The organism is Thermoactinomyces sp. CICC 23799, from assembly GCF_016055145.1.
Classification (GTDB): Bacteria; Bacillota; Bacilli; order Thermoactinomycetales; family Thermoactinomycetaceae; genus Thermoactinomyces; species Thermoactinomyces intermedius.
On the sequence record NZ_JAECVV010000003.1, the window covers coordinates 55,262 to 78,910 of the forward strand.

The 23,649-nt window shown below is 48.2% G+C and carries 24 protein-coding genes and 1 other annotated feature (1 of these 25 running past the window's edge); of the genes, 18 read left to right on the top strand and 6 right to left on the bottom strand.

The features are described 5' to 3' along the window. Window positions 1–30 precede the first annotated feature (30 nt). Window positions 31–528, bottom strand: coding sequence for a hypothetical protein (locus I8U21_RS04510; RefSeq protein ID WP_181732377.1), 498 nt, complete (start codon window positions 526–528; stop codon window positions 31–33). A 73-nt stretch (window positions 529–601) separates the two neighbouring features. Next, complete coding sequence (locus I8U21_RS04515) at window positions 602–1,879, bottom strand: MFS transporter (protein WP_198053384.1); 1,278 nt, start codon at window positions 1,877–1,879, stop codon at window positions 602–604. A gap of 205 nt (window positions 1,880–2,084) precedes the next feature. Between I8U21_RS04515 and I8U21_RS04520 the strand changes: the two genes are divergently transcribed. The 4 genes from I8U21_RS04520 (at window position 2,085) to I8U21_RS04535 (ending at window position 6,293) form a co-directional block, all read left to right on the top strand. Next, complete coding sequence (locus tag I8U21_RS04520; RefSeq protein WP_181732379.1) at window positions 2,085–2,855, top strand: protein kinase family protein; 771 nt, start codon at window positions 2,085–2,087, stop codon at window positions 2,853–2,855. Next, window positions 2,848–4,809 carry a tetratricopeptide repeat protein gene (locus I8U21_RS04525; protein WP_198053385.1) on the top strand — a complete coding sequence of 654 codons (1,962 nt, stop codon included), beginning with the start codon at window positions 2,848–2,850 and terminating at the stop codon, window positions 4,807–4,809. The genes I8U21_RS04520 and I8U21_RS04525 overlap by 8 nt, the downstream gene beginning before the upstream one ends. Next, the gene (locus I8U21_RS04530; protein ID WP_181732381.1) at window positions 4,790–4,987 is read left to right on the top strand and encodes a hypothetical protein; all 198 of its coding nucleotides are present in this window, start codon (window positions 4,790–4,792) and stop codon (window positions 4,985–4,987) included. Before I8U21_RS04525 ends, I8U21_RS04530 begins: the two co-directional genes overlap by 20 nt. 229 nt (window positions 4,988–5,216) lie before the next feature. Next, window positions 5,217–6,293 carry a site-2 protease family protein gene (locus tag I8U21_RS04535; protein ID WP_181732382.1) on the top strand — a complete coding sequence of 359 codons (1,077 nt, stop codon included), beginning with the start codon at window positions 5,217–5,219 and terminating at the stop codon, window positions 6,291–6,293. A 37-nt stretch (window positions 6,294–6,330) separates the two neighbouring features. Here I8U21_RS04535 and I8U21_RS04540 read toward each other — a convergent pair whose 3' ends face one another. The 3 genes from I8U21_RS04540 to I8U21_RS04550 all read right to left on the bottom strand — a co-directional run bounded on the left by I8U21_RS04540 (window position 6,331) and on the right by I8U21_RS04550 (window position 8,616). After that, on the bottom strand, window positions 6,331–7,050 hold the full coding sequence (locus tag I8U21_RS04540; RefSeq protein ID WP_198053386.1) for a FixH family protein: 720 nt from the start codon (window positions 7,048–7,050) through the stop codon (window positions 6,331–6,333). A 67-nt stretch (window positions 7,051–7,117) separates the two neighbouring features. Then, window positions 7,118–7,795 (bottom strand): response regulator, encoded by a 678-nt coding sequence (locus I8U21_RS04545; protein WP_181732384.1) that lies wholly within the window; start codon window positions 7,793–7,795, stop codon window positions 7,118–7,120. Continuing rightward, a complete protein-coding gene (locus I8U21_RS04550) occupies window positions 7,792–8,616 on the bottom strand; it encodes a sensor histidine kinase (RefSeq protein ID WP_198053387.1) in 825 nt (274 codons plus the stop codon). Before I8U21_RS04550 ends, I8U21_RS04545 begins: the two co-directional genes overlap by 4 nt. 131 nt (window positions 8,617–8,747) lie before the next feature. On the opposite strand from I8U21_RS04550, the gene I8U21_RS04555 reads away from it, so the two are divergent. The 9 genes from I8U21_RS04555 to pssA all read left to right on the top strand — a co-directional run bounded on the left by I8U21_RS04555 (window position 8,748) and on the right by pssA (window position 18,408). Beyond that, window positions 8,748–9,419, top strand: a complete 672-nt coding sequence (locus I8U21_RS04555; protein WP_198053388.1) for an HAD hydrolase-like protein — start codon at window positions 8,748–8,750, stop codon at window positions 9,417–9,419. 122 nt (window positions 9,420–9,541) lie between these two features. Then, window positions 9,542–10,240: an MgtC/SapB family protein gene (locus tag I8U21_RS04560; protein ID WP_181732387.1), complete on the top strand. Its 699-nt coding sequence runs from the start codon at window positions 9,542–9,544 to the stop codon at window positions 10,238–10,240. 136 nt (window positions 10,241–10,376) lie between these two features. Continuing rightward, on the top strand, window positions 10,377–10,847 hold the full coding sequence (locus I8U21_RS04565; protein ID WP_181732388.1) for a CtsR family transcriptional regulator: 471 nt from the start codon (window positions 10,377–10,379) through the stop codon (window positions 10,845–10,847). Window positions 10,848–10,853: 6 nt separating this feature from the next. After that, window positions 10,854–11,372: a protein-arginine kinase activator protein McsA gene (mcsA, locus tag I8U21_RS04570; protein ID WP_181732389.1), complete on the top strand. Its 519-nt coding sequence runs from the start codon at window positions 10,854–10,856 to the stop codon at window positions 11,370–11,372. 12 nt (window positions 11,373–11,384) lie between these two features. Continuing rightward, on the top strand, window positions 11,385–12,461 hold the full coding sequence (gene mcsB / locus I8U21_RS04575; protein WP_181732390.1) for a protein-arginine kinase McsB: 1,077 nt from the start codon (window positions 11,385–11,387) through the stop codon (window positions 12,459–12,461). A 32-nt stretch (window positions 12,462–12,493) separates the two neighbouring features. Then, entirely contained in the window at window positions 12,494–14,941 is a 2,448-nt protein-coding gene (locus tag I8U21_RS04580) for an ATP-dependent Clp protease ATP-binding subunit (protein ID WP_232337520.1), read from the top strand. 206 nt (window positions 14,942–15,147) lie between these two features. Continuing rightward, on the top strand, window positions 15,148–16,521 hold the full coding sequence (radA, locus tag I8U21_RS04585; RefSeq protein WP_198053389.1) for a DNA repair protein RadA: 1,374 nt from the start codon (window positions 15,148–15,150) through the stop codon (window positions 16,519–16,521). Window positions 16,522–16,566: 45 nt separating this feature from the next. Continuing rightward, complete coding sequence (disA, locus tag I8U21_RS04590; RefSeq protein WP_181732448.1) at window positions 16,567–17,595, top strand: DNA integrity scanning diadenylate cyclase DisA; 1,029 nt, start codon at window positions 16,567–16,569, stop codon at window positions 17,593–17,595. A gap of 102 nt (window positions 17,596–17,697) precedes the next feature. Further along, on the top strand, window positions 17,698–18,408 hold the full coding sequence (pssA, locus tag I8U21_RS04595; protein ID WP_181732392.1) for a CDP-diacylglycerol--serine O-phosphatidyltransferase: 711 nt from the start codon (window positions 17,698–17,700) through the stop codon (window positions 18,406–18,408). Window positions 18,409–18,454: 46 nt separating this feature from the next. On the opposite strand, the gene I8U21_RS04600 is transcribed toward pssA, so the two are convergent. Beyond that, window positions 18,455–18,850 carry a nucleoside triphosphate pyrophosphohydrolase family protein gene (locus tag I8U21_RS04600; RefSeq protein ID WP_198053390.1) on the bottom strand — a complete coding sequence of 132 codons (396 nt, stop codon included), beginning with the start codon at window positions 18,848–18,850 and terminating at the stop codon, window positions 18,455–18,457. Between the two features lie 271 nt (window positions 18,851–19,121). On the opposite strand from I8U21_RS04600, the gene I8U21_RS04605 reads away from it, so the two are divergent. From I8U21_RS04605 to gltX, 5 genes are all read left to right on the top strand, one after another. Beyond that, window positions 19,122–19,619 carry a CarD family transcriptional regulator gene (locus tag I8U21_RS04605; RefSeq protein ID WP_231564634.1) on the top strand — a complete coding sequence of 166 codons (498 nt, stop codon included), beginning with the start codon at window positions 19,122–19,124 and terminating at the stop codon, window positions 19,617–19,619. Between the two features lie 122 nt (window positions 19,620–19,741). Continuing rightward, complete coding sequence (locus I8U21_RS04610) at window positions 19,742–20,836, top strand: PIN/TRAM domain-containing protein (RefSeq protein ID WP_198053391.1); 1,095 nt, start codon at window positions 19,742–19,744, stop codon at window positions 20,834–20,836. A gap of 115 nt (window positions 20,837–20,951) precedes the next feature. Beyond that, window positions 20,952–21,641, top strand: coding sequence for a 2-C-methyl-D-erythritol 4-phosphate cytidylyltransferase (gene ispD, locus I8U21_RS04615; RefSeq protein ID WP_232337521.1), 690 nt, complete (start codon window positions 20,952–20,954; stop codon window positions 21,639–21,641). Continuing rightward, window positions 21,638–22,117 (top strand): 2-C-methyl-D-erythritol 2,4-cyclodiphosphate synthase, encoded by a 480-nt coding sequence (gene ispF / locus I8U21_RS04620; RefSeq protein ID WP_181732395.1) that lies wholly within the window; start codon window positions 21,638–21,640, stop codon window positions 22,115–22,117. Before ispD ends, ispF begins: the two co-directional genes overlap by 4 nt. Window positions 22,118–22,152: 35 nt before the next feature. Beyond that, window positions 22,153–23,616: a glutamate--tRNA ligase gene (gene gltX, locus I8U21_RS04625; protein ID WP_181732396.1), complete on the top strand. Its 1,464-nt coding sequence runs from the start codon at window positions 22,153–22,155 to the stop codon at window positions 23,614–23,616. 31 nt (window positions 23,617–23,647) lie between these two features. Further along, window positions 23,648–23,649 (top strand) — a binding site (T-box leader); it runs 216 nt beyond the window's last position.

The following is a 23,649-nucleotide window of genomic DNA, read 5'->3' on the forward strand; positions in this document are numbered from 1 at the left end:
GGATGCCAGGGAATGGATTTTTCAGCCTCGTTATTGGAGCGTTTTTCCATCGACGGTCTGAATGACGAATTGGTTTTGCGGGCCGACGGAACCTTTCGGAATTTCCGCATAGCGCCGGGGAGCTTTTCCGTCTTTTCCGCCTTCCTCATCAAATTCAACCAGAATGCGGGTCACATTGGGCCGGATTTTTTGCAGGGCCTTGATTTTCAACCCTTTTCCCATGTAGGATTCGTCTTTGATTTGAACCAACAGCATGTCTTTTTTGTCCCAATCAAGGGTATCCTCAAACATGGCGGGATGCTTTTCCTTCGTATACACCCATACGCCTCCATGCGGTTGCCGTTCGGGTTCGCCTTCTTTCCAATTGATCAACGTAAACGGAATTTCTTCATAGGTTTCCTGTGCAGGTTGTGCCTCTGAAAGATCGATGGGATCTTCCGGGGCCGGATCTGCACCGGTGGAAGTTTCACAACCTGTTAACAGGCTGAAAGATAAGGCAGATGCCAAAAGGAATGGGACAATCCTCATTGAACCCAACCTCCTATCAGACTAAGTCCTATGCTATTAAAATAAAATTACTTCGTCAATGGAATAAATGTTGTTATTCAGTGAAGGAGGGATCCCGTGCAGATTCGGCCCGGCCTTTTTCTTCATTGACGGTGAAAAGCAATGCAATCCCGATGATGAAGAAAAGGATTAACGAGGCAATGCCAGCCCGGCCCGATCCCATCCATTGCCCCGCCAGACCAAACACCGCCGGCCCGAAAATGGAGGCAAATTTGCCGGACAAACTGTACAAACTGAAAAATTCCGCCTGCCGCCCCCGTGGAATCAGCCGGCTGAATATGGCCCGGCTCAACGCCTGGCTTCCTCCCTGCACCCCTCCGACCATGATCGCCAGGAGATAAAAGTGCAAAGCCGTTTGCATAAAATAACCGAAGATGACAATGACGAGGTAAACAGCCAAAGTGAAGATCAATGTGGGTTTGGAACCCCGGCGGACGGCCAGTTTCCCGAAAAGGAACGTGCAGGGGATCCCGACGAATTGCGTCAAGAGCAAAGCGATGATGAGATCGGTCTGATGAATGCCGATTTCCACACCATAAATGGTTGCCATTTTGATGATGGTGTTGATCCCGTCGCTGTAAAACCAAAAAGCGATCAGAAATTTCAGGAGTTCCGGGTATTTCCTCATGCTTCTGAAGGTGCCGGTGACGGAACGGATGCCTTTTTGAGTCAAGCGGAAGACGGAGATGGGAGGGGAAGGTTGCTTTTTTTCATGAACATGACGAAACATCGGGATGGAGAAAACCCACCACCAGACGGCCACGGTTAAAAAGGAGACCTGTGTGGCAAAAGTTCTTGTAAAAGAAAAAATATTGTGAAATTGGATCAGAAATAAATTCAAAGCAAGCAAGAGGCCCCCGCCAAGATAACCCAATGCATATCCGCGTGAAGAAATGCGGTCCCGCTCGTGTTCCGGGGCAATATCGTTTAAAAAGGCGTCATAAAAGATGTTGGCTCCGGAAAAAGCAACGGTTCCCAGAATCACCGTGACCGATGCCCACAACCATTCCCCTTCATCGATCGTGAACATGCACAGAGTGGATGAGATACCCAGACCAGTAAAAAAGGCAAGGAAACTTTTTTTATTGTGCATGCTGTCCGCAATGGCTCCGAGAACCGGTGTGATGAGCACCACCAGGATGAGGGAAATGGACTGTGTGTATCCCCAATAGGCGGTGGAGGCGGAGGGAGCCAGGTTTTTTCCGGCCTCTTCCGAGTAAAAAATCGGCATCACGGTGGTCATAATGATCGTGGCATAAGCTGAGTTGGCCCAGTCATACATCACCCAGCCAAAAACGGCTTGCTTGTTCATGCGGTTCTCCTTTCTTTTCATTCATTTTAACACAGGAAAATTTTTTCGGTGAAAGAAATTTGAACGTTTGGACGGATCAGGCAATCCATCCGTCAAGGTTCTACTCTCTTTTCCATAATCATGATAGAATGAAGCGTAGAAAATAATTCGAGTGCATGGCAGATGGGCAAGCAGCACGGATCGGAGGGAAGGAGGGAATGGATGATTGAGGAAAGTGCAAGAGGGTGAATGGATTCAAGAAAGATACCGAGTATTAAAAGGATTTCCTTTTGTGATTGGCACCTTATACTATACGGAATATCATTGTGGTCAGGATGAGGTACATACCCGCTTTGTTCATGCCCTTGACCTTCATTTGGTGAATGCTGATTTTGATCCGAAGTCACTTCTTCACCGGGATGAACATGTGTTTTTCCCAATCCGTGAGGTTTTTGCCGATGAAACCAAGGGGTTGCTTTTCCAGGTTTTCCGGCGCTTGGAAGGAACGCTTCTGGCGCATTATCTGGGAACGCATGCACCATTGTCTTTGAAAGAAACCGTAAATTTAGGCCGCAAAGTCATACAGCATTTACTCCGGCTTTATGAAATAGGCCAGTTCACACTTGTCCATCCGCAAAATATGGTGCTGACATCAGGCCGGTCTTTGCGGTTTTTATATGGGGGAAATAAAGGAGAATTGCCCAAAGGATTCGCAGGATCTGTTTCAGGAAACACCAGCGCGGACCGGATTTATGATACGTATACCGTTGGCGCATTGTTATATCAGATGTTGACTGGAAAGAATCCCACGGCACAAGGACTCACGATTCCCTCTGTTTCTCAGTACCGTCGAGACTGCCCGGCTGAACTGGATGAATTTGTGCAGCGATCGATCTCTTTTGATATCCATAAACGGCCTCATATCGAAGAGATTGCCGACTTCCTGGATTGGATGGCAGAACGTTTAGAAAAAAGGTTGGAGGAGAAAAATGAGTGAGTTTAAACAGAAAGGTGAACGAATTCGGGGAAGTTATGAAGTTTTAAGTGTATTTCCGTTTGTGGAAGGGGTTTTGTATTTTACGTCCGTAAAAAAAGAGGCGGAAGAAGGCACCACCCGGTTTATTCATGCAGTAAAGCTGAAAAACCAGCCGGAAGAGCATGAGTTGGAAGAGTTAAAAAAGCGAAACAGCGAAGTGTTTTTTCCGGTTCAGGATGTGTTCATCGAAGACGGGACCCTGTATCAGGTGTTTGAGCGCATGGAGGGGGACTTGCTGGGAGTTTATTTGATGCGCTCCGCTCCTCTTCCCATGGCGGAAGTGGCCAATTTGTTGAAAAACATCACCAGCCATCTGTTACAGTGTTATGATGATGAGCAATTTGCCCTGATCGACCCGCAAAACATGGTGCTGCAATCGGACGGCCATCTCCGCTTTTTGTACGGGGGGCCCAACCGCTTGTTTGGTCACTACCGCCAAGAGACCGAAGATGTGAAGAAATTGGGTCAGTTGCTCTATTTGATGCTGACCAAAGAGCGGATTGACGACAAAACCACGCAGATCGATTCCATCCGTTCTTCCCGGTCGGATTTGCCGTTGCAATTGGAAGGGCTGTTGTTGCGGTCATTATCCAATGACGCCATCAAACGTCCGCGCATCCATGATTTCTGGAAATGGGCTTATCAATATGAAGAGAAAAAACCAAAAGCCTTGGATGAAAAATCGGTTGTGGATGACCGGGAGGAAAAACCGGCGGAGGAGAAAGTAAAAAAGCCGGCTCCATCCGATCAAAAGGAAAAGGCGAAAAGCGCCAAGAAAGAGAAAAAAGACCCGGTCAAAAGCCGGAAAGGATGGAAGCGGTTCGGATTGGTGGCAGCCGCCGTTGTGTTGGCTTTTGTGGTGATCCAGATGTTTGGCGACAACACCCGGGAAACGTTGGCCGGGGTGATTGATCCGACTGTGGAAGAAAATCCGCAAGAAGCTTTCAATTACTTCCGCCAATCGACACAAGCTTATGACCAAAAGCAATTGGATCAGGCCATTCTCCTGGGCCGCAAGGCGTTGAGCGCCGATTTGGAACAAAAAGAGTATTTCTTGCATTTGGCGAACTTATACGGATTGAAAGAAGATTATCAAACCGGATTGCAGATTTTGAAAGCGGCAACGGATAAATTCCCGAAAGATTATGAGTTACAAGATGCCTTGTCGGTGTACGCTTACTATCTGAAGGATTATGAACTGGCCAAGGAAGCATCGGATCAGGCGGTTTCCCTGACCAGCGAAGAAGCGGAAGTTTACTACCATCAAGGAAAAATTTACGGGGCCATGGGGGATTATGATCAAGCGGTCCAATCCCTGAAGTTTGCCACCTATTTGAAAAAGAAAAATGCACGTTACCAACATGACCTGGCGGTTTATCTCTTCAAGCAGGGAAAAATTGATGAAGCGATCGAACAAGCCAAAAAAGCGGCCAAATTGGCCAGCAGCAAAAAAGAAGAATATTATGTGACGCTGGGTGTCCTTTATTTGAAAAAATGGGAACAAATTTATCAAGACAAAAACATGAGCGCCGAAGAGAAGAAAAAAGAACTCGCCAACTACTCCAAATCCGCTTTCCGGGCTTTCAATGACGCAGTGGATGAAGAATCCAAATATCCGAGAGCGCAATATTACCGTTCCATGGCTTATTATTTGTATGGATATTTCATCTCCGCCAATCAGACAGCGGAAAAAGCCGCCAAATATGATCCGAAAAATCCTCTCTACCACTATCAACTGGGAATCACCTGCATGGGGCTGGGAGACAAAGAAGGAGCGCTGAAAGCTTTTGAACGCGCATACCAGTTGGATCCGAACCAGGCTTTGTATCAGGATGCGATCAAAAAAGCCCAACAAATGCAGGCCACACCACAAAATAAGGAGGCAAAACCGGAAGATGAAGAAGCCAATAAGTAAACTCTTGATTTCGTTCATCCTGTTGGTCGCCGTGATCAGCGCGGTCGTTTGGGCGGTTGGAGGGGATGATGAAAAAGCCGGCGTTCCGATCATCGTCCGGACCCCGAAATTGGAGATGCAACTGGATAAAATCGAGAAAGATCCTTTGCCTTTGGATATTCAGGTTGAAAAAAGATGACACACCCAAAAGGCTGTTGACACCCCCGGAAGGTCAGCAGCCTTTTTTATGGGCTGTCCCGGGGAATGCGGCAAAATTGTATACAATGCTGTCAATGTCGAGACTGTTTGATGAACGGGTTTCATGGTATATTGTAAGGGGAATTGTTTTATCTGCTTAAAGATATGGGAATGAGACCGGTTTCAGCCGGTGAAAGATATAGTTAAGACGGGTTAAGGAGGCTCTGTGAGTGGAGCAGGAACAGTCAAATCAGAAAAATCGCAGAAATTTGGGTTGGCTCGGACTTTTTTTGGTCAGCATCGGAACCAAGTTGAAAGCGATCTTACCCCTGTTGAAATTTGGAAAGTTCGGCGGCACGTTGATCACCATGGCGATTTCTGTCGGGGGATATGCGCTGCTTTTTCCTTATCAATTTGCCATCGGTTTGGTTGTGATGATTTTCATCCATGAAATGGGACATGTCTGGGCGGCAAAGCTCAAGGGATTGCCTGTGTCGGCACCGGCCTTCATTCCGTTTGTGGGTGCGTTGATCACCATGAAAAAGCAGCCGAGCGATGCGGCGACGGAAGCCTTTATCGCCTTGGGCGGTCCCCTTGTGGGCACGTTGGGGGCGGTTGCCTCCTACAGCTTGGGCATTTGGCTCGATCAGGATCTGTTGATTGCCATCGCCTATATCGGCTTGTTTTTAAATTTGTTTAACCTGATCCCCATTCATCCCTTGGATGGCGGAAGGATTGTCGTGGCGATTACCCGTTGGCTGTGGGTGGTCGGTTTGATTGTGGGGCTTTTTTTGATCGTTTATTTGAGAAGTATTTTGCTGTTAATTATTTACATTATGTTTTTGATTGATTTATGGGGGGCTTACCGGAAGAAAAAGCCGAAAAAAAGAGAGTTTGTGATTGAAGCCAGGGTGAAAAAGGGTCGTTTTGATGAAGCCGGGTTGTGGATTCCGGGTGAATATCACCAACGTTCCTTGCCGTTTCGCCAATATTGTTTCATCCAAGACCAGCGGGAAATGGCGGAAGTGGGTTATCCCGGCCTCGGGACGATCCTGCAGTTTGAGATGATGGGGCAAATCCACGAGATGACGTTGGTACAGACGATTCCTCCTTCTCCGGAAGATCCGGAAGTGAAAATGAAGATAAAAGGGGTTTATACGCCTCTTCGCGTGGGAGGCATTAAACAGGATGAGAAGTATTACAGCGTGCCTCCAAAGTTGCGGTTGATTTACGGAACCGTCTACGTGGGGCTGGCCGTATTTATCGGCTTCATGATGTATCAAATCGGACAAATGGGATTGATGTAAAAAAAAAGGGGCCTCCGGATCCGGGCTCCTTTTTTAATTACTGCACGGTTACGGTTTTTTCCTGGTGATCGTGAATCTTGTCTTTTTCCACATGCAATTTCACATAATACGTTCCTTTTTCCGGAAAGGACAAGGTGGCAGCATACTCGCCGGGTTTCTTTTCAGAGGTCTCGATAAACTCATGTTGTCCGTTGCCTTGTTTCCAGACCTCCAACCGGACATTGGCACCGCTTAAAGCTTTTTGATCCAGCCCGACGTGTGCCGATGCTTCAATGGTTTGCCCGGCTTGGACGGGGTCCGGTAGCTCCAGATGCATGTGCACCCCGGAATCATGGTGTGCGTGGGAGTCATTTTGGGCAGATCCGACGGTAAACGAACCACTGATCATCTGGTGGATGCCGGGGGCGGTGACATGGACCACCACATGATACTCCCCGTCCTCAGGGAATTTCTGTACCGCGGTGTATTTTCCATCGGCCTGATGGGATGCTTTGATCGTTTGGTGTTCTTTCCCTTGTTGCCAGACTTCAAATTCAACATTGGCATTCGGAAACGGTTTGTTTTCGGCTGTTATCACGGAACTGAACTCAACCGGCTGATTTTTTCCGGGGTGGTCCGGTGACGATTGGAAAGTGATATCCAACCGGACCGGAGTTGGCTGGTTGTGCGGCTCCTTGGTTTCGGGTTTTAACTGCCCGCATCCGGCGGCAACAAGGATAAAAAGAACCAAATGAAAAAAGAACCAATAACGCTTCATCATGGCGGACTCCTTCCGTAGCTTCCGGTCTGTATCATGCTCATTGTAGCAAAAGCGGCAGGAATGACTATCCCTCTTTGGAGCTATTCTCTCCCAGATTGTTCCCTTCCATCCATCCTTGTTCATAGGCATAGCGGGTCAGTTGGACACGATTATTCAAGTGGAGCTTCTGCATAATATTTTTCAGATGGTTTTTGACGGTGTATTCCGATATCAGGCACCGGCGTGCGATTTCTTTATTGCTGTAACCCTGGGCCACCCATGTTAAGATTTCTTGTTCCCGTTGGGTCAGATTGGATTGTTTGCAAGGGACGGGGGTGGTATGAAATTCATGCAAAATCCGGCGGGCAATTTCTTTGGGCATGGGAGTTTCGTCTGCGGCAACAGCTTGCAAATATTCCAGCCACAAGGAAGGCTTCAGGTTTTTTAACAGATATCCCTGAGCACCCTGTTTTAAAGCGTCAAACAGATCAGAAGCATCATCGGAAACCGTGACGATGACGATTTTGACGGACGGGAATTGTTCTTTGATGATGCGGGTGGCGGCAAGGCCGTTGACCTTTGGCATGTTGATATCCATTAAGATAAGATCGGGGCGGGTGGATTCGGCGAGTTCGATCACTTCCTTTCCGTCAGCCGCTTCGCCCACGATTTGAAACCGGGGATCTCTCTCTATAATCAAACGCATGGCTTGGCGCGCGTGTTCATGATCATCTCCGATGACAATGCGATAAAGGGGATTCACTCGTTTTCCCTCCCTTTTTGGATGGTCAGAATGGTTTTTCCGTCCTGTCGCGTCAATTGAAGTCCGGCGCCGATGCTTTTCACCCGCTCTTGCATGATGCGCATCCCGTATCGGTCCGGGTGGGAAAACACATCGCCTTTAAACCCGATTCCGTTGTCTTCCACCGTGCATCGCCATCCTTGGCGGAACGGTTTGAAAGAGACTTGGACCTGAGTGGCCTGCGCATGTTTCCGGATGTTGGTCAGGGCTTCCTGTATACAGGCATACAGTTCCACTTTTTCTTTGGCGGAAAGGGAGCCGGTTTCCATGTCAAAACGGGCGGATACGCGGATCCCGGTATCGATTTCAAATTCGCGGAACAAATGCATCAATTTATCCTTTAAAAGAAAAGGAGCGGGGGGTTCCGGATTTTTTAAACTGGCGATCGCTTGCCGGACATCATCGTGCAATTGTTGCAAGTGTTGATGAACCCGGTTTAATGAAGGATCGGGGTGTTTTTCCCGCAGGGATTCCAATTCCACCGAACACAAAAACAACGTTTGGGCCATGCCGTCATGCAATTCGCGGGCGATTCGTTCCCGTTCCTGTAAAACGGCATTTTCTTCCCGCTCTTTTTTTAAAGCTTCCTGGATTTCTTCATAAATCATAAATAAATGCACCAGCAGGGTTAAGGTGACCCCCAAAACGATCAGAGGGGTGAGCCAGTTGCCCAATTCCATGGAGATATAAGGCAACAGGTATTTATGACGGATATATTCCCAGAGCCCCACCGCGATCGTGGGGATCGTCAAAATGAGCCATTTGATTTGTTTATAAGTCAACGGGATCACTCCAAAATCCATTTCAAAATTTACTTTACACGAAAATAAATGAAAAAAAATGAACAAACTGTCGAACATCCTTTTTGCGATCTTGTAAAATGAAAAGAACATCACTGGAAAGAAGGGGAATCATGAGAGCAATCATCTTTGACTTGGATGGAACATTATTTCAAACCGAAAAAGTGGCCGTTCCCGCATTTCAAGAAACTTTTCGCCATTTACAGACGACGGGCAAGTTTCAAGGAGACATTCCCGATGAGGAAAAAATCCAATCCGTTTTCGGACTGACGCATCAGGAATTGTGGGAGGTTTTGCTGCCGGGGGCTGACCGTGCTGTCAAAGAAGAAGCGGATCGGTTCATGCTGCAAAAAGAGCTGGAATTGTTCCGGAAGGGGAAAGGGGAGATTTTTCCCGGGGTCAGGGAAACATTGATGCAGTTTTATGAAGACGGATGGCCGTTGTTTGTGGCCAGCAACGGAGCCGGTGATTACGTGCGCACGGCTTTGGAAACAAAAGGATTAATTTCTCTGTTTAAGGGAATTTATACAGCAGGAGAGTATCAAACGGCTGATAAATCGGATCTTGTCCGCATTTTAAAAAATGATCACGGGGTGACGGACGGTTGGATGGTCGGGGATCGCAGTTCAGACATCAAAGCCGGCAAGGAGAATCAACTGTTTGCGGTTGGATGCCGTTATACCGGATATCCCTGTTTTGGTCAAGAAAATGAATTGGACGAAGCCGATGCAATCATTCATTCTTTTCCGGAACTGAAGCAAGTGGTTGAAGCATTAAAAAAATGAACAGGTGAAGTGATGGATGAGGTTTCCAACCTTTTGATTTTCAAGTCGGGGAAAAATGAAGTCAAAAGGAAGGAAATCTCTTTTTGTTCCGGGAGATACCACGAAAGAAAAGAGGGTGAAAAATGGGAGAAAGTGTATGGATGGTTTCTTACCTGGAAGTGGCGGTTCGTTTGTTTATGGCGGCACTTTTGGGAGGGTTGGTCGGTTGGGAACGTGAACGGCATAACCATCCTGCAGGCTTTCGCACACATATTTTGGTCAGTGTGGGTTCGGCTTTGATTATGTTGATTTCCATCTATGGTTTTAAGGATTATATGGCGGAACAGAATGTCCGGTTTGATCCTTCCCGGTTAAGTGCACAGGTGGTGAGTGGAATCGGTTTTTTGGGAGCGGGAACGATCATGCGCCACCGTGCATCCGTGACGGGATTGACGACGGCGGCTTCTTTGTGGGTGGTCTCGGGAATCGGGCTGGCGGTCGGAACCGGGTTTATCTTCGGCGCCATCCTGACCACCATTTTGGTTCTGGTAAGCCTGGAGCTTTTAAACCGGTTGGAAAGTATGTGGATCAAAAAGAAACGCCTTTGCCTGCTTCACATCATTGTCGAGGATGAACCTGGCAAACTGGGCGAGCTGGCTTCGCTGATCGGACGGTTTGGCGGAAAAATCCGGCGGGTGCACATGGAGGAACAGGAAGAAGAGGATGAGGGACGTCTGTTGGAGATCACTTTCACCATCCGCATCCATGAAAACGTCCCCATTCCCCAATTGGTGGAGGAAGTCCGTCAGCTTGACGGGGTCAAATCGGTTCGTGCGGATTAAAAACAAACGGTACATGTCAAGGTAAAGATTGGTCAATACTGAAAATGAACGCAAGGGACTTGGCAAATGGCAGTTTTTTTCTTATAATGAATATCAGAAGGTCAAAGTTAGTCAAGGTCAGCAGGAGGTTGTCCGAATGAGTAGTATTTCGGACATAATTGAACGCTATTTAAAAAAAATAATCAATGAAAGCGAAGACGGCGTGATTGAGATCAAGCGCAGTGAATTGGCGGATATTTTCCAATGTGTCCCCTCTCAGATCAATTATGTGATCAGTACCCGCTTCACGGTGGAAAAAGGGTACATCGTGGAAAGCAAAAGAGGGGGAGGAGGATTTATCCGTATCCAGAAAGTACGTTATAAGAATCGTCACGAAATTTTTGACGAAATGTTGTCATATATCGGGGATGCCGTCACCCAGATGACGGCGGAACATGTGATTTTCAGATTGATGGAAGAAGATTTGATGACAAAGCGGGAAGGGTTGCTTATGAAGCGGTTGATTTCCCGCGAAACCTTGCAGTTGCCGATTCCGCTCCGGGATCCGGTAAGGGCAAGGATGATGAAAGTTTTACTGACCACATTATTAACCAGCAAAGGAGAGTGACGGCCGATGCTCTGTCCCGAGTGTGGTAAACGGCCGGCAACGATTCACTACACCAAGATTGTCAACGGCGAAAAGTCCGAGTTTCATTTATGTGAAGTTTGTGCACAGGAAAAAGGAGAACACATGCCCGGCTTTGACAACGGGTTTTCTTTCCATCAGCTCTTATCCGGGCTGTTGAACTTTGATTCTTCTTCTTCCGGCGGACATGAAGGATATGAAACGAATTTGCTCCGCTGTCCCACATGCGGGTTGACTTATAATCAATTCAGCAAAGTCGGTCGCTTTGGATGCGGTGATTGTTATCATACGTTCCAAGACCGTTTGGAACCTTTGTTGAGAAGGATACACGGCCATACATCGCATAACGGGAAAATCCCGTCCCGTGCCAAAGGTGAATTAAAACTGCAGAGACAATTGGAACAGCTGCGTGAACAATTGGCGCAGAAAGTTCAGGCGGAAGAGTTTGAAGAAGCGGCCCGTTTGCGTGACCAAATCCGAGAATTACAGGATCGACTCAAGAAATAGGGAGGAAACACCATGTCACTCGAACATTTCATGAACCATGCCATCAGTGAATGGATGCGGGTGAAAGGTCCTCTGTCCGATGTGGTATTCTCCAGCCGGATCAGGGTCGCAAGGAATTTGGACGGATTTCCGTTTCCCATGCTGAGTACCGCATCCCAGGCGGAAGAAGTGATTCGCAAAGTCGAGCAGGCATTGAAACAAGATCAGTCGAAGTATTCCTTCCTGGCAGGTGCTGAATTGATCCGCATGAAGGACCTGTCCGATTTGGAAAAAAGCGTGTTGGTCGAGAAGCATTTGATCAGTCCGATGTTGGCGGAAGAATCGCGGCATGGCGCCGTTTTGCTCAATAAGGATGAATCTGTCAGCATTATGATCAATGAAGAAGATCACATCCGCATCCAGGTGCTGTTCCCCGGATTGCAAATGAAGCAAGCCTGGGAACTGGCCAATGAGATTGATGATTGGTTGGAAAGCCACTTGAATTTTGCCTTTGATGAAAAGTGCGGCTATTTGACCAGTTGCCCGACCAATGTTGGTACGGGAATCCGGGCTTCGGTGATGCTTCACTTGCCGGCGTTGGCCATGACCCAGCAGTTAAACCGGCTGTTGCCGGCGATCACGCAAGTCGGGCTTGCGGTCCGTGGAATTTACGGCGAAGGCAGTGAGGCTTTGGGGCAATTGTACCAGGTGTCCAACCAAGTAACGTTGGGGTTGGATGAGAATGAGATTTTGGAAAACCTGCAAGGGGTAGTCCGGCAAATGATTGAACATGAACATACGGCCCGCGGACGGCTCCAGGAGGTTTCTTTGATTCAGCTGGAAGACCGTGTCCATCGCTCATACGGCACTTTGGCCCATTGCCGCATCATTGATTCCAAAGAAGCGATGAGCCTTCTCTCCGATGTCCGGTTGGGAATTGATTTGGGATTTATCCGTGGCGTTTCGGCCAGTGTCATGAATGAATTGATGGTGATGATTCAACCCGGATTTTTGCAACAGTATGCCGGGGAACGGTTGAATGCCGAACAAAGGGACATCCGCCGGGCCCGGTTGATTCGCGAACGTTTGGCCATGGAACAGAAGTCCTGACAAATCCATGCATAAGTGAGGTGTGAGGGATTATGATGTTTGGACGTTTTACAGAACGGGCGCAAAAAGTTCTCGCCCTTGCTCAGGAAGAAGCCGTGCGTCTGGGACATACCAACATCGGAACGGAACATGTTTTGCTTGGATTGGTCCGCGAAGGGGAAGGGATTGCAGCCAAGGCTTTGATCGGTTTGGGCCTGGGATTGGAAAAAATACAAAAAGAAGTTGAGAATTTGATTGGACGGGGACAGGGTCAACCCATAAACATTGCTTATACGCCACGGGCGAAAAAAGTGATCGAATTGTCCATGGATGAAGCCCGCAAGTTGGGGCACACCTATGTCGGCACCGAGCACATTCTTCTCGGTTTGATTCGCGAGGGGGAAGGCGTGGCGGCCCGCGTTCTCAACAATCTGGGTGTGAGCTTGAACAAAGCCCGCCAGCAAGTTTTGCAACTCCTGGGAAACAGCGAAACCTTTTCCAACCACTCCAGCCCCCATCATCAGGTCAACACGCCCACATTGGACGGCTTGGCCCGCGACTTGACGGCCGCTGCGCATGATGGCAACCTGGATCCGGTGATCGGACGCAGCAAAGAGATTGAACGGGTGATTCAAGTGTTGTCCCGCCGGACTAAAAACAACCCGGTTTTGATCGGAGAGCCGGGAGTCGGAAAAACGGCGGTTGCCGAAGGTTTGGCCCAGCGCATTGTGGACGGGGAAATTCCGGAAACTTTGCGCAACAAGCGGGTCATGACCCTGGATATGGGAACTGTGGTGGCCGGAACGAAATATCGCGGTGAGTTTGAAGACCGGTTGAAAAAAATCATGGATGAAATCCGCCAAGCCGGAAACATCATCTTGTTTATCGATGAGTTGCACACATTGATCGGGGCGGGAGGTGCCGAAGGCGCGATTGACGCATCCAATATCCTGAAACCGGCGCTGGCCCGCGGGGAATTGCAATGCATCGGTGCGACAACCTTGGATGAATACCGGAAATACATCGAGAAAGATGCTGCTTTGGAGCGCCGTTTCCAACCGATTTTGGTGGAAGAGCCGAGCACTGAGGAAGCGGTGTTGATCCTGAAAGGATTGCGGGATCGCTATGAAGCCCATCACCGGGTGAAAATCACCGATGAAGCGATTGAACAAGCGGTGAGATTATCCGACCGCTATATTTCGGACCGGTATTTGCCGGATAAAGCGATTGACCTGATCGACGAAGCGGCATCCAAAGTGCGGTTGAAATTTTACATGATGCCGCCGGAACTGAAAAAACTGGAACAAAAGCTGGAAGAAGTGAAAAAAGAAAAAGACGCGGCCGTGCAAAGCCAGGAATTTGAAAAAGCGGCTTCTTTGAGGGATACGGAGCAAAAACTGCGCGAGGAAATCGAGATCAACCGGAATTCCTGGAAACAACACCAAGGAAAAACCGATTCCGAAGTCACTGCCGAAGATATTGCCGATGTCGTTTCGAGCTGGACGGGAATTCCCGTGAAGAAGTTGGCGGAAGAAGAATCAGAACGCTTGTTGAATATGGAGTCCATCCTGCATAACCGCGTCATCGGCCAAGAGGAAGCGGTCCGTTCCGTTTCCCGTGCCATCCGCCGGGCCCGTGCCGGATTGAAAGATCCGAAGCGGCCGATCGGTTCCTTCATCTTCCTGGGACCGACCGGAGTCGGAAAAACCGAATTGGCCCGGGCTTTGGCAGAAGCCATGTTTGGTGACGAAGATGCGATGACCCGGATTGACATGTCCGAGTATATGGAAAAACATGCGACGAGCCGCCTTGTCGGTTCGCCGCCGGGATACGTGGGATATGAAGAAGGAGGACAATTAACGGAAAAAGTCCGCCGGAAACCCTATTCGGTCGTCCTGTTTGACGAAATCGAAAAAGCTCACCCGGAAGTGTTCAACATCCTGTTGCAAGTGCTGGAAGACGGCCGGTTGACGGACGGAAAAGGCCGGGTGGTGGATTTCCGCAACACCATCATCATCATGACTTCCAACGTGGGGGCATCCACCATCAAGAAAACGTCACGCCTCGGATTTAACGTTGGCGGCAATCAATCGGAAGATGACTATGAACACATGAAGCAAAATGTCATGGAAGAGCTGAAGAAAACGTTCCGTCCCGAATTTTTGAACCGGATCGACGACGTGATCGTCTTCCATCCTTTGAAAGAAGAGCATCTGGAAGAGATCGTTTCCCTGATGGTGAACCAATTGCGCAAACGCCTGTCCGAACAGGGAATCGAATTCCGGTTGACGGATGAAGCCAAACGGTACTTGGCGAAAGAAGGATTTGACCCGAGCTACGGCGCCCGCCCGTTGCGCCGGGCCATCCAGAAAAACATCGAAGACCGTTTGTCCGAAGAGTTGTTGCGCGGCAATGTCGCACGCGGAAATTCGGTGGTCATCGATGTGAAAGACGGGAAATTGGTCGTCGAAAAAGAAGATGCCCGGTCCGCAACCCAATGATCAACAAACAGCACCCGGCTGTATCAGCGGCCGGGTGCTGTTGTTTGTCACTATTTTTTTAAAAAGAGGTTGAAATTTGCCCGAATAGGGAAAAAATTCCTTAATAGGAAGAGATTTTGCCGGTGAAAAAGTCTCCATAAATTTTTAAAGAGTGATTTGTTATAATGTTTGAAGATCATGATTCATTGTAAGTGGGAGAAAAAGCCATGGCGAAGAAAAAAACAAAGTTTGTTTGTCAGGAATGCGGCTATGAAACGCCGAAATGGATGGGCCGGTGCCCTGGCTGTCATGAATGGAATACCATGGTGGAAGAGCTCAACAGCGAAAGTTCAACCGTTCCCGGTACCGGAATGCACAGAAAGAGCAAACGGGAAAAAGCCATTCCGATTACACAAGTGGAGAAGCTGGATCAGCCTCGTTCAGATACCGGGATCAGAGAGTTGAACCGGGTATTGGGCGGAGGATTGGTGCCGGGTTCTTTTGTTTTGGTGGGTGGAGATCCGGGAATCGGAAAGTCAACATTGCTTTTGCAGGCGACGCATGAACTGGCCAAGCGGGGATTGTCCGTTTTATATGTGTCCGGAGAAGAGTCCGCGGAACAGATCCGGTTGCGTGCCGACCGGCTGGATGCGTTGAGCGAACGTTTGTTGGTGGTGTCTGAAACTGATTTGACGGCTGTTGAATTGTTGATGGATGAAGTGCGGCCGAAATTGATGGTGATCGACTCGATTCAAACCATGTTTCATCCGGATATTGCTTCGGCGCCGGGAAGTGTCGCCCAGGTTCGCGAATGCACCGGACAATTGATGCGGTGGGCCAAGGAGCAAAACATTGCGATCATCATCGTGGGGCATGTGACCAAATCGGGGTCACTGGCCGGTCCGAGGATGCTTGAACATATGGTGGACTGCGTTTTATATTTTGAGGGGGAACGCCATCACACATACCGGGTTTTGCGTGCGGTCAAAAACCGCTTTGGTTCCACGAATGAAATTGGTGTTTTTGAAATGAAGGAAGAAGGATTGGCGGAAGTCGAAAATCCTTCGGAGTTGTTTTTGTCGGGGCGTCCGGTGGGAGCGCCGGGGACGGCGGTGACGGCAAGCATGGAAGGAACCCGCCCGGTATTGGTCGAATTGCAGGCATTGGTGGCGCCGACGAGTTTTGCCACCCCCAAACGGATGGCAGCCGGCATCGATTATAACCGGGTTACGATGATCATGGCGGTTTTGGAAAAGCGATTGGGGCTTTTCTTGCAAAACTATGATGCTTATATCAATGTCGTCGGAGGCGTTCGCATTGACGAACCGGCCGTCGATCTCAGCGTGGCCGTCAGTCTGGCTTCCAGTTTCCGGGACGTGGCCGTCTCGCCGTTTGATCTGTTTATCGGCGAAGTGGGACTGACCGGGGAAGTGAGAGGAGTCTCACGGATTGAACAACGTGTGGCCGAAGCGCATAACATGGGTTTTAAAAGAGTCATTCTCCCCGAGAAAAATGGTCAGGGATGGACGCCTCCGAAGGGGATCGAACTGATCGGGGTCAATACGTTGGAAGAAGCATTAGAAGTGGCGTTGGGAGGGTAGGGTGTGAAAAACGACAGACATCAAGGAAGCAGTAGTATTTTACAGATGATCGCTCCGGGAACTCCCTTGAGAGAAGGATTGGACAACGTCCTGGGGGCTAAAACAGGCGCTCTGATCGTGATCGGTTATGACGAGGGAGTTCGCGAAATCGTGGATGGCGGTTTTCATATCGATTGTCCGTTTACGCCTGCTTACCTTTATGAATTGGCCAAAATGGACGGAGCGATTATTTTAAGTAACGACGGGAAAAGGATTTTGTATGCAAACGCACAATTGGTTCCTGATTCCGCAATCCCTTCCACGGAAACGGGCATCCGTCATCGCACGGCGCAGCGAACGGCAAGGCAGACCGGGAAATTGGTGGTTTCGATTTCCCAGCGCAGAAATATTATCACCTTGTATAAAGGAAACTTTCGTTACGCCCTGAAAGATATGGGTGTGATTTTGACCAAGGCCAACCAAGCCATCCAAACCCTGGAGAAATACAAATCCGTTTTGGATCAAACCACCACGAACCTGACAGCGCTGGAGTTTGAAGAGTTGGTCACCTTGAGCGAAGTGGCACTGGTTTTGCAACGGGTTGAAATGGTGCTCAGAATCAAACGCGAGATCGAAACATATATTCATGAATTGGGAACGGAAGGCCGACTGGTCAGTATGCAATTGGAGGAACTGGTGGCCGACACGGAAGATGAAGCGAAGTTGTTGATTGAAGACTATTGCATTGATCCGTGTGTTTCTCCGGAAGTGGTTTTCGAGGAGTTGCAGAAGCTGTCGTCGGATGATTTGTTGGAACATGCCAATCTGGTGCGGATTTTGGGATATCCGTCCTCCATCAACATTGAAGAGGAAGCCGTTTTGCCGCGCGGATACCGGATTCTTCATAAGATCCCGCGCTTGCCAAGCCATGTGATTTATAAATTAGTTGAGCGCTTTGAAAATTTATCGAGAATCATGGTGGCAACCATCGATGAACTGGATGAGGTCGAAGGGATCGGAAGTGTGCGTGCAAAGATGATCAAAGAAGGATTGAAGCGAATTCAGGAACAAGTATTTATTGACAGACATATATAAATAACCTAGACTATAATGAAACCACTTTAAAAAATTACAAAGAACATCAAATTAGAAAACTTTGAAAGATGTTTCGGTATTTCTGATTAGGAGGTTCCCTTTATGATTGCCAGAGCATTACCTAGTTGTTTAACGGTTGGGAACTTATTACTCGGGATTGTGTCAATCCTTTTGGCATTTCAAGATTCGTGGGAATATGCGGCGATCATGGTGATTTTCGGAATGATCCTGGATGGCTTGGACGGCCGGGTGGCCCGGATGCTGAATACGCAAAGCGAATTTGGAAAAGAGTTGGACTCATTATCGGATGTTATTTCATTTGGCGTGGCTCCTGCAGTCATCATGTATGTATCTTCGTTTCAACATATGGGGATGGAAGGTTGGTTGGTGACAGCAATATTTCCCATTTGCGGAGCTTTGAGGCTGGCACGTTTTAACGTACACCCTGGTGAACCGGGGTATTTCATCGGATTGCCGATCACGGCTGCAGGCGGGATTCTTGCGACCATGGCTTTGTATCATAATCATGTGCCCAATGCGTATTTCCTCATGGTGGCCATGCTCTTTTTATCCTTCCTGATGGTCAGTCAAATCAAATATCCGACGTTTAAAAAGGTGGGCATTCCGAAATCTGCCGTATGGATGGCCCCGCTTTTTTTGATCGTGATTGCGGCGACAGCCGTGTTATACCCGCGCGAATTGCCAAAAGTCCTGTTTATTCCCTTGTTTTTGTATGCTTTGTATGGTGTGAAAAAAGCCGTGAGCTTAAAACGTGAAGAAGATGGTAAAAAAGCGATTGAAGAGTGGAAATAGGAAAATAAACAACCCTTTTTTAAAAGGGTTGTTTTCCTTTGAATCCTCAACGGAGATTGAATACTCCGAGTGTTGTGAGTTTTTTTGATTCTTTTTCCATCACTTCGGGCAGGGAGATCTCCAACAGATTGCATAAAGCTGTGAGATAGAAGAGGTTTTTTCCGATTTCGGTCTGAACGGTTTCCAGGCATTGTTCGCACAACCTGCCGGATAAATGTGTTTTGAAGTGTTTTCTCCATTCTCCGCGGGGGGCGTCGGTGGGGTAAGGCTGTTTCTGTGCATCGATCCGGATGCAACCGCATTCCGTGACGGCTTTGGTGAGAGACCGGTTGATCCGTGTGCCGGATTCTTGAAATTTTGATGTCACATCTAAAAAACTGTGATGCCGGATGAGTAATTCATCGACTTGTTCCTGAAAGGAAGAAAAAGGGTTTTCGCTCATGCCTTTCACCTCTTTTTTCGGATAGAGACGGCAGATTTATAGAAAGACTTCGGGGGATGACCTGTGTCATCAGCCTTGTGGTCGGAATGGAAGTCAGTTTTATTATATAGGGAGCGGAATTATAGTGTCAATTTTTTGACAAGACGGAACAAAATGACAAATGGAAAAAGGGATTGACGATAATTAGTTTTGTATGCTAAGATAATGATTTTTATTTTATTGACTGTGTTGAAGTTTTGTGATATCTTGGAAACAGATATTGCCTCTGGAGGTGGATCTTTTGTTCAATGTTGGCGATAAAGTGGTATATCCCATGCATGGTGCAGGTGTCATAGAATCGATTGAAGAGAAGGAGATCTTGGGTGAGCGGAAGAAGTACTATGTCATGAGGATGCCCATTGGAGATATGAAGGTCATGGTTCCCATGAGTAATGTGGAGAAAATCGGTTTGCGCGAAGTGGTCGATGAGTCGACCGTTGACAAAGTGCTGAAACAAATGAGGCAAAGGGACAACCATGATACACTCAATTGGAACCGACGCTATCGTGCCAATATGGACAAAATCAAAAGCGGAGATATTTATGAAGTGGCGGAAGTGGTCTGTTCGCTGATGCTCCGCGATGAAGAAAAAGGATTATCCACCGGAGAGAGGAAAATGTTGGACAATGCCAGGCAGATTTTGATCAGCGAACTGGTGCTGGCAAGGGACATGAATGAGGAGAAGGCGATGGAGTTGATTGACGGCATCTTTTCTGATAAGGACTCATAATCGTTTCTATTTTCTGTTGTAACAAAAAGGTCATAAGAAAAATTTTTGATATCAGGTTTTCATTTTTGCAGAATGTCTATAATGATTATTACGAGCATCGTTTTGGGAGGAGGTGAAGCCCCGTGTTGAAACGTTTTGTCGAACTTGCTTTCACCTTGGTCGGAGCATCCGCTGGCTACTATTTAGGTCCTGAGTTTTTCGGGTTGCTTCAAGAGTCTCCTCTGAATTTTGGCGAAGTGCCGGGACCGCATTATATTGGCGCGGTTCTTGGAGCGGTCATCATGTTTGTCGCAACATTTTGGTTGTCGAATAATGTGGTGAAGTGGATTCGCTGGAGCGAAGAGCGTTTGGTTAAAATACCGGCTGCGGATGGACTTTTCGGGGCTCTTGGTTTAATTTTCGGATTGATTGTTGCATTTTTAATTCAACAACCGTTGGCACAGCTGCCGATACCGGGCGTAAACCGTGTGTTGCCTTTTATCTTTTCCGGTTTGTTCGGTTATCTTGGATTCAGAGTGGGATACAAAAAGCGGGATGAACTGATCTCGGTTTTTACGCTTGGGCGTCAAAATAAAGAAGGAAAACAGAAAAACGAAGAAAAGCCTTATGTTGAGCATAAAATTCTGGACACCAGCGTGATTATTGACGGGCGCATTGCTGATATTTGCCGCACGGGCTTTTTGGAGGGGACGTTGGTGATTCCGAGCTTCGTGCTCGAAGAATTGCAACATATCGCCGATTCCTCCGATGTGCTGAAACGGAACCGGGGACGTCGCGGATTGGATATCCTGAACAAGATTCAAAAAGAGCTGGATGTCGATGTCCTGATTTATGAAGGTGACTTTGAAGAAATTCAGGAAGTGGACAGCAAGCTGGTCAAATTGGCCAAAGTCTTGTCAGGAAAAGTGGTCACCAATGATTTCAACCTGAACAAAGTTTGCGAGTTACAGGGAGTCAGCGTGCTCAACATCAATGACCTGGCCAATGCCGTGAAGCCCGTTGTGTTGCCCGGGGAAGAGATCAATGTGCAAGTGATCAAAGACGGAAAAGAACATGGTCAAGGCGTGGCATACCTGGATGACGGAACCATGATCGTGATCGAAGGCGGGCGTGAATACATCGGGGAACGGATTGATGTTTTGGTCACCAGTGTGTTGCAAACATCTGCGGGTCGGATGATTTTCGCCAAACCGAAACTTTTGGAAAAGGCGTTATAGGCTTTTTAAATCTTTAAGGAAAAAATGAAATTGCCGTTGCTTGAGGCCCGTGATTGGTTTATATTCTAAACCAAGGACGGGCATATTTTGTTGGAAAGCGAAAGGAGACAGGTGTTTGAGTGTTGGAGTTGTGGTTCCTGCCGCAGGGATGGGAAAAAGAATGGGGACCCGTGAACCGAAGCAGTTTTTAACCTTTCACGGGCAACCCATCTTGATACATACTTTGACCTTGTTTGAATCTTTTCCCGAAATTGATGAGATGGTGGTTGTCGCTGATCACAAAGAAATAGGGCGGACGCAAAAGATGATCAGGGAAGCAGGGCTGCAAAAAGTGACGCATGTCGTCCCCGGGGGAAAAGAACGGCAAGAAAGTGTTTATCTGGGATTGAAAAAGATTTCGACGGACTGGGTCATGGTGCATGATGCGGTCCGTCCTTTTGTCAGTCATGAAGCGATTTCCCGTTTGCTGGAGGAAGCCCGCATGCACGGAGCCGCCATATTGGCTGTGCCGGTGAAGGATACGGTCAAAGTGGTCGATGATGCGGGCATTGTTGAAAACACCCCGGACCGGAAGCGCCTGTGGGTGGTGCAAACGCCTCAGGCTTTCCGGCGCGAAGTCCTGTTGTCGGCGCATGAGCATTTTGCCGGCCGGGAAACGGTGGCAACGGATGATTCTATGCTGGTCGAAGAAATGGGCGTGGATGTGCGTGTGGTTCAAGGGGAATATACAAATATCAAGCTGACCACACCCGATGATTTATATTTGGCAGAAGCGATTTATCAGATGAGGGGAAAGAAGAAATGATTCGCATTGGACAAGGATTTGACGTTCACCAGTTTGCTGATGGAAGACCGCTGATTGTCGGCGGCGTCACCATTCCATACGAAAAAGGGTTGATGGGCCATTCGGATGCGGATGTTTTATTGCATGCCATTACGGATGCGATTTTGGGTGCCGCAGGGATGGGGGATATCGGAAAAATCTTTCCGGACACGGATGATGCTTACAAAGATGCCGACAGTGCGGTGTTGTTAAAAGAGGTTTGGAAGCAAGTGAAAGAAAAAGGATACGCATTGGGGAATCTGGATTCCGTGATCATTGCCCAAAAACCGAAGATGGCTCCGTACATTCCTCAAATGGCGCAAAGAATTGCAGAGATTTTGGAAGCGGAAACCTCTCAGGTGAATGTGAAAGCCACCACCACGGAGCAGCTGGGTTTCACCGGACGCGAAGAAGGAATGGCATCCATGGCGGTGGTTTGTCTCGTGCAAAATCGATGAAGAATGGAATCTGGCATAAAAGGAGAGAGTAAACAATGGACAGGGTTCGCACACGTTATGCACCCAGCCCCACGGGGCATTTGCATATCGGCGGTGCAAGAACGGCTTTATTCAGTTACTTGCATGCCAAACGACATGGCGGTGATTTTATCGTCCGGATCGAAGATACAGACACGGAAAGGAACGTGGAGGGTGCCGATGAAAAACAGATGGCCATGCTGAAATGGCTGGGCATCAAGTGGGACGAAGGCGTGGATGTCGGCGGTCCTTACGGTCCTTATCGTTGCATGGAGAGAACGGAAATTTACAACCGGTACATTGACCAGCTTCTCAAAGAGGGAAAAGCTTATTTGAGCTATACCACCAAAGAAGAGCTGGAAAAAGAGCGCGAGGAGCAGATTGCCCGGGGAGAAGTTCCCAAATACAGCGGATGGGACCGGGATTTGACTCCGGAACAGCGGGCGAAGTTTGAAGCGGAAGGACGGGTTCCCAGTGTCCGCTTTCGTGTGCCGGAAGGGAAAACCATTGTCATCGAGGATGAAATTCGCGGAACGGTGAAATTTGAATCCGACGGCATCGGGGATTTTGTCATTCGCCGGCCGGACGGACGCCCCACTTACAATTTTGCCGTGGTTGTCGATGATGCCTTGATGAAAATCAGTCATGTGATCCGGGGGGAAGAGCATCTATCCAACACCCCGAAACAAATCATGATTTATGAAGCCCTCGGTTTCAAACCGCCGGTCTTTGCCCATATTCCGCTCATTTTAAACGGCGAAGGAAAGAAAATGAGCAAACGGGATGAAAGCATCATCCAATTCATCGATCAGTATAAGGAATTGGGTTATTTGCCCGAGGCGATTGTCAACTTTATTTCGCTTCTCGGTTGGTCGCCGGAAGGGGAAGAAGAGATGTTTACACCGCAAGAGCTGGTTGACGTGTTTTCGCTTGAGCGGGTGTCCAAAGCGCCGGCGATTTTTGACACCGGAAAATTAAAATGGATGAACGGGCAATATATCAAAAAAGCACCTTTGGAACGGATCGTCGAGCTGGCCATTCCCCATTTGGAAAAAGCCGGACGCATCCAAACGCCGCTCGATGAGGAACAGAAAGCCTGGGTGACCCGCCTGGTCGCTTTGTATCAAGAGCAAATGGAGTATGCGGCGGAAATTGTTGAGTTGTCGGATTTGTTCTTCCAGGATGAAATCAGTTATTCCGAACAAGCCCGGCAAGTGCTTGCGGAAGAGCAAGTTCCCGTCGTTTTGAAGGCTTTTTTGGAACTAGTTCAGCAAAGCGCATCCTTTGAACCGGATGATATCAAGAAAATGTTTAAACAGGTGCAAAAAGAAACCGGTTATAAAGGAAAAAAATTGTTCATGCCGGTCCGGGTGGCTGTCACCGGGTTGGAACACGGTCCCGATCTGCGCGGAAGCCTTTCTTTGATCGGCCGGGACCGAGTGATAAAACGTTTGCATCAAGTCATTGACAATGTTTTGTAAAGCCGCCAAAATAATATAGACAGAAACGAGTAA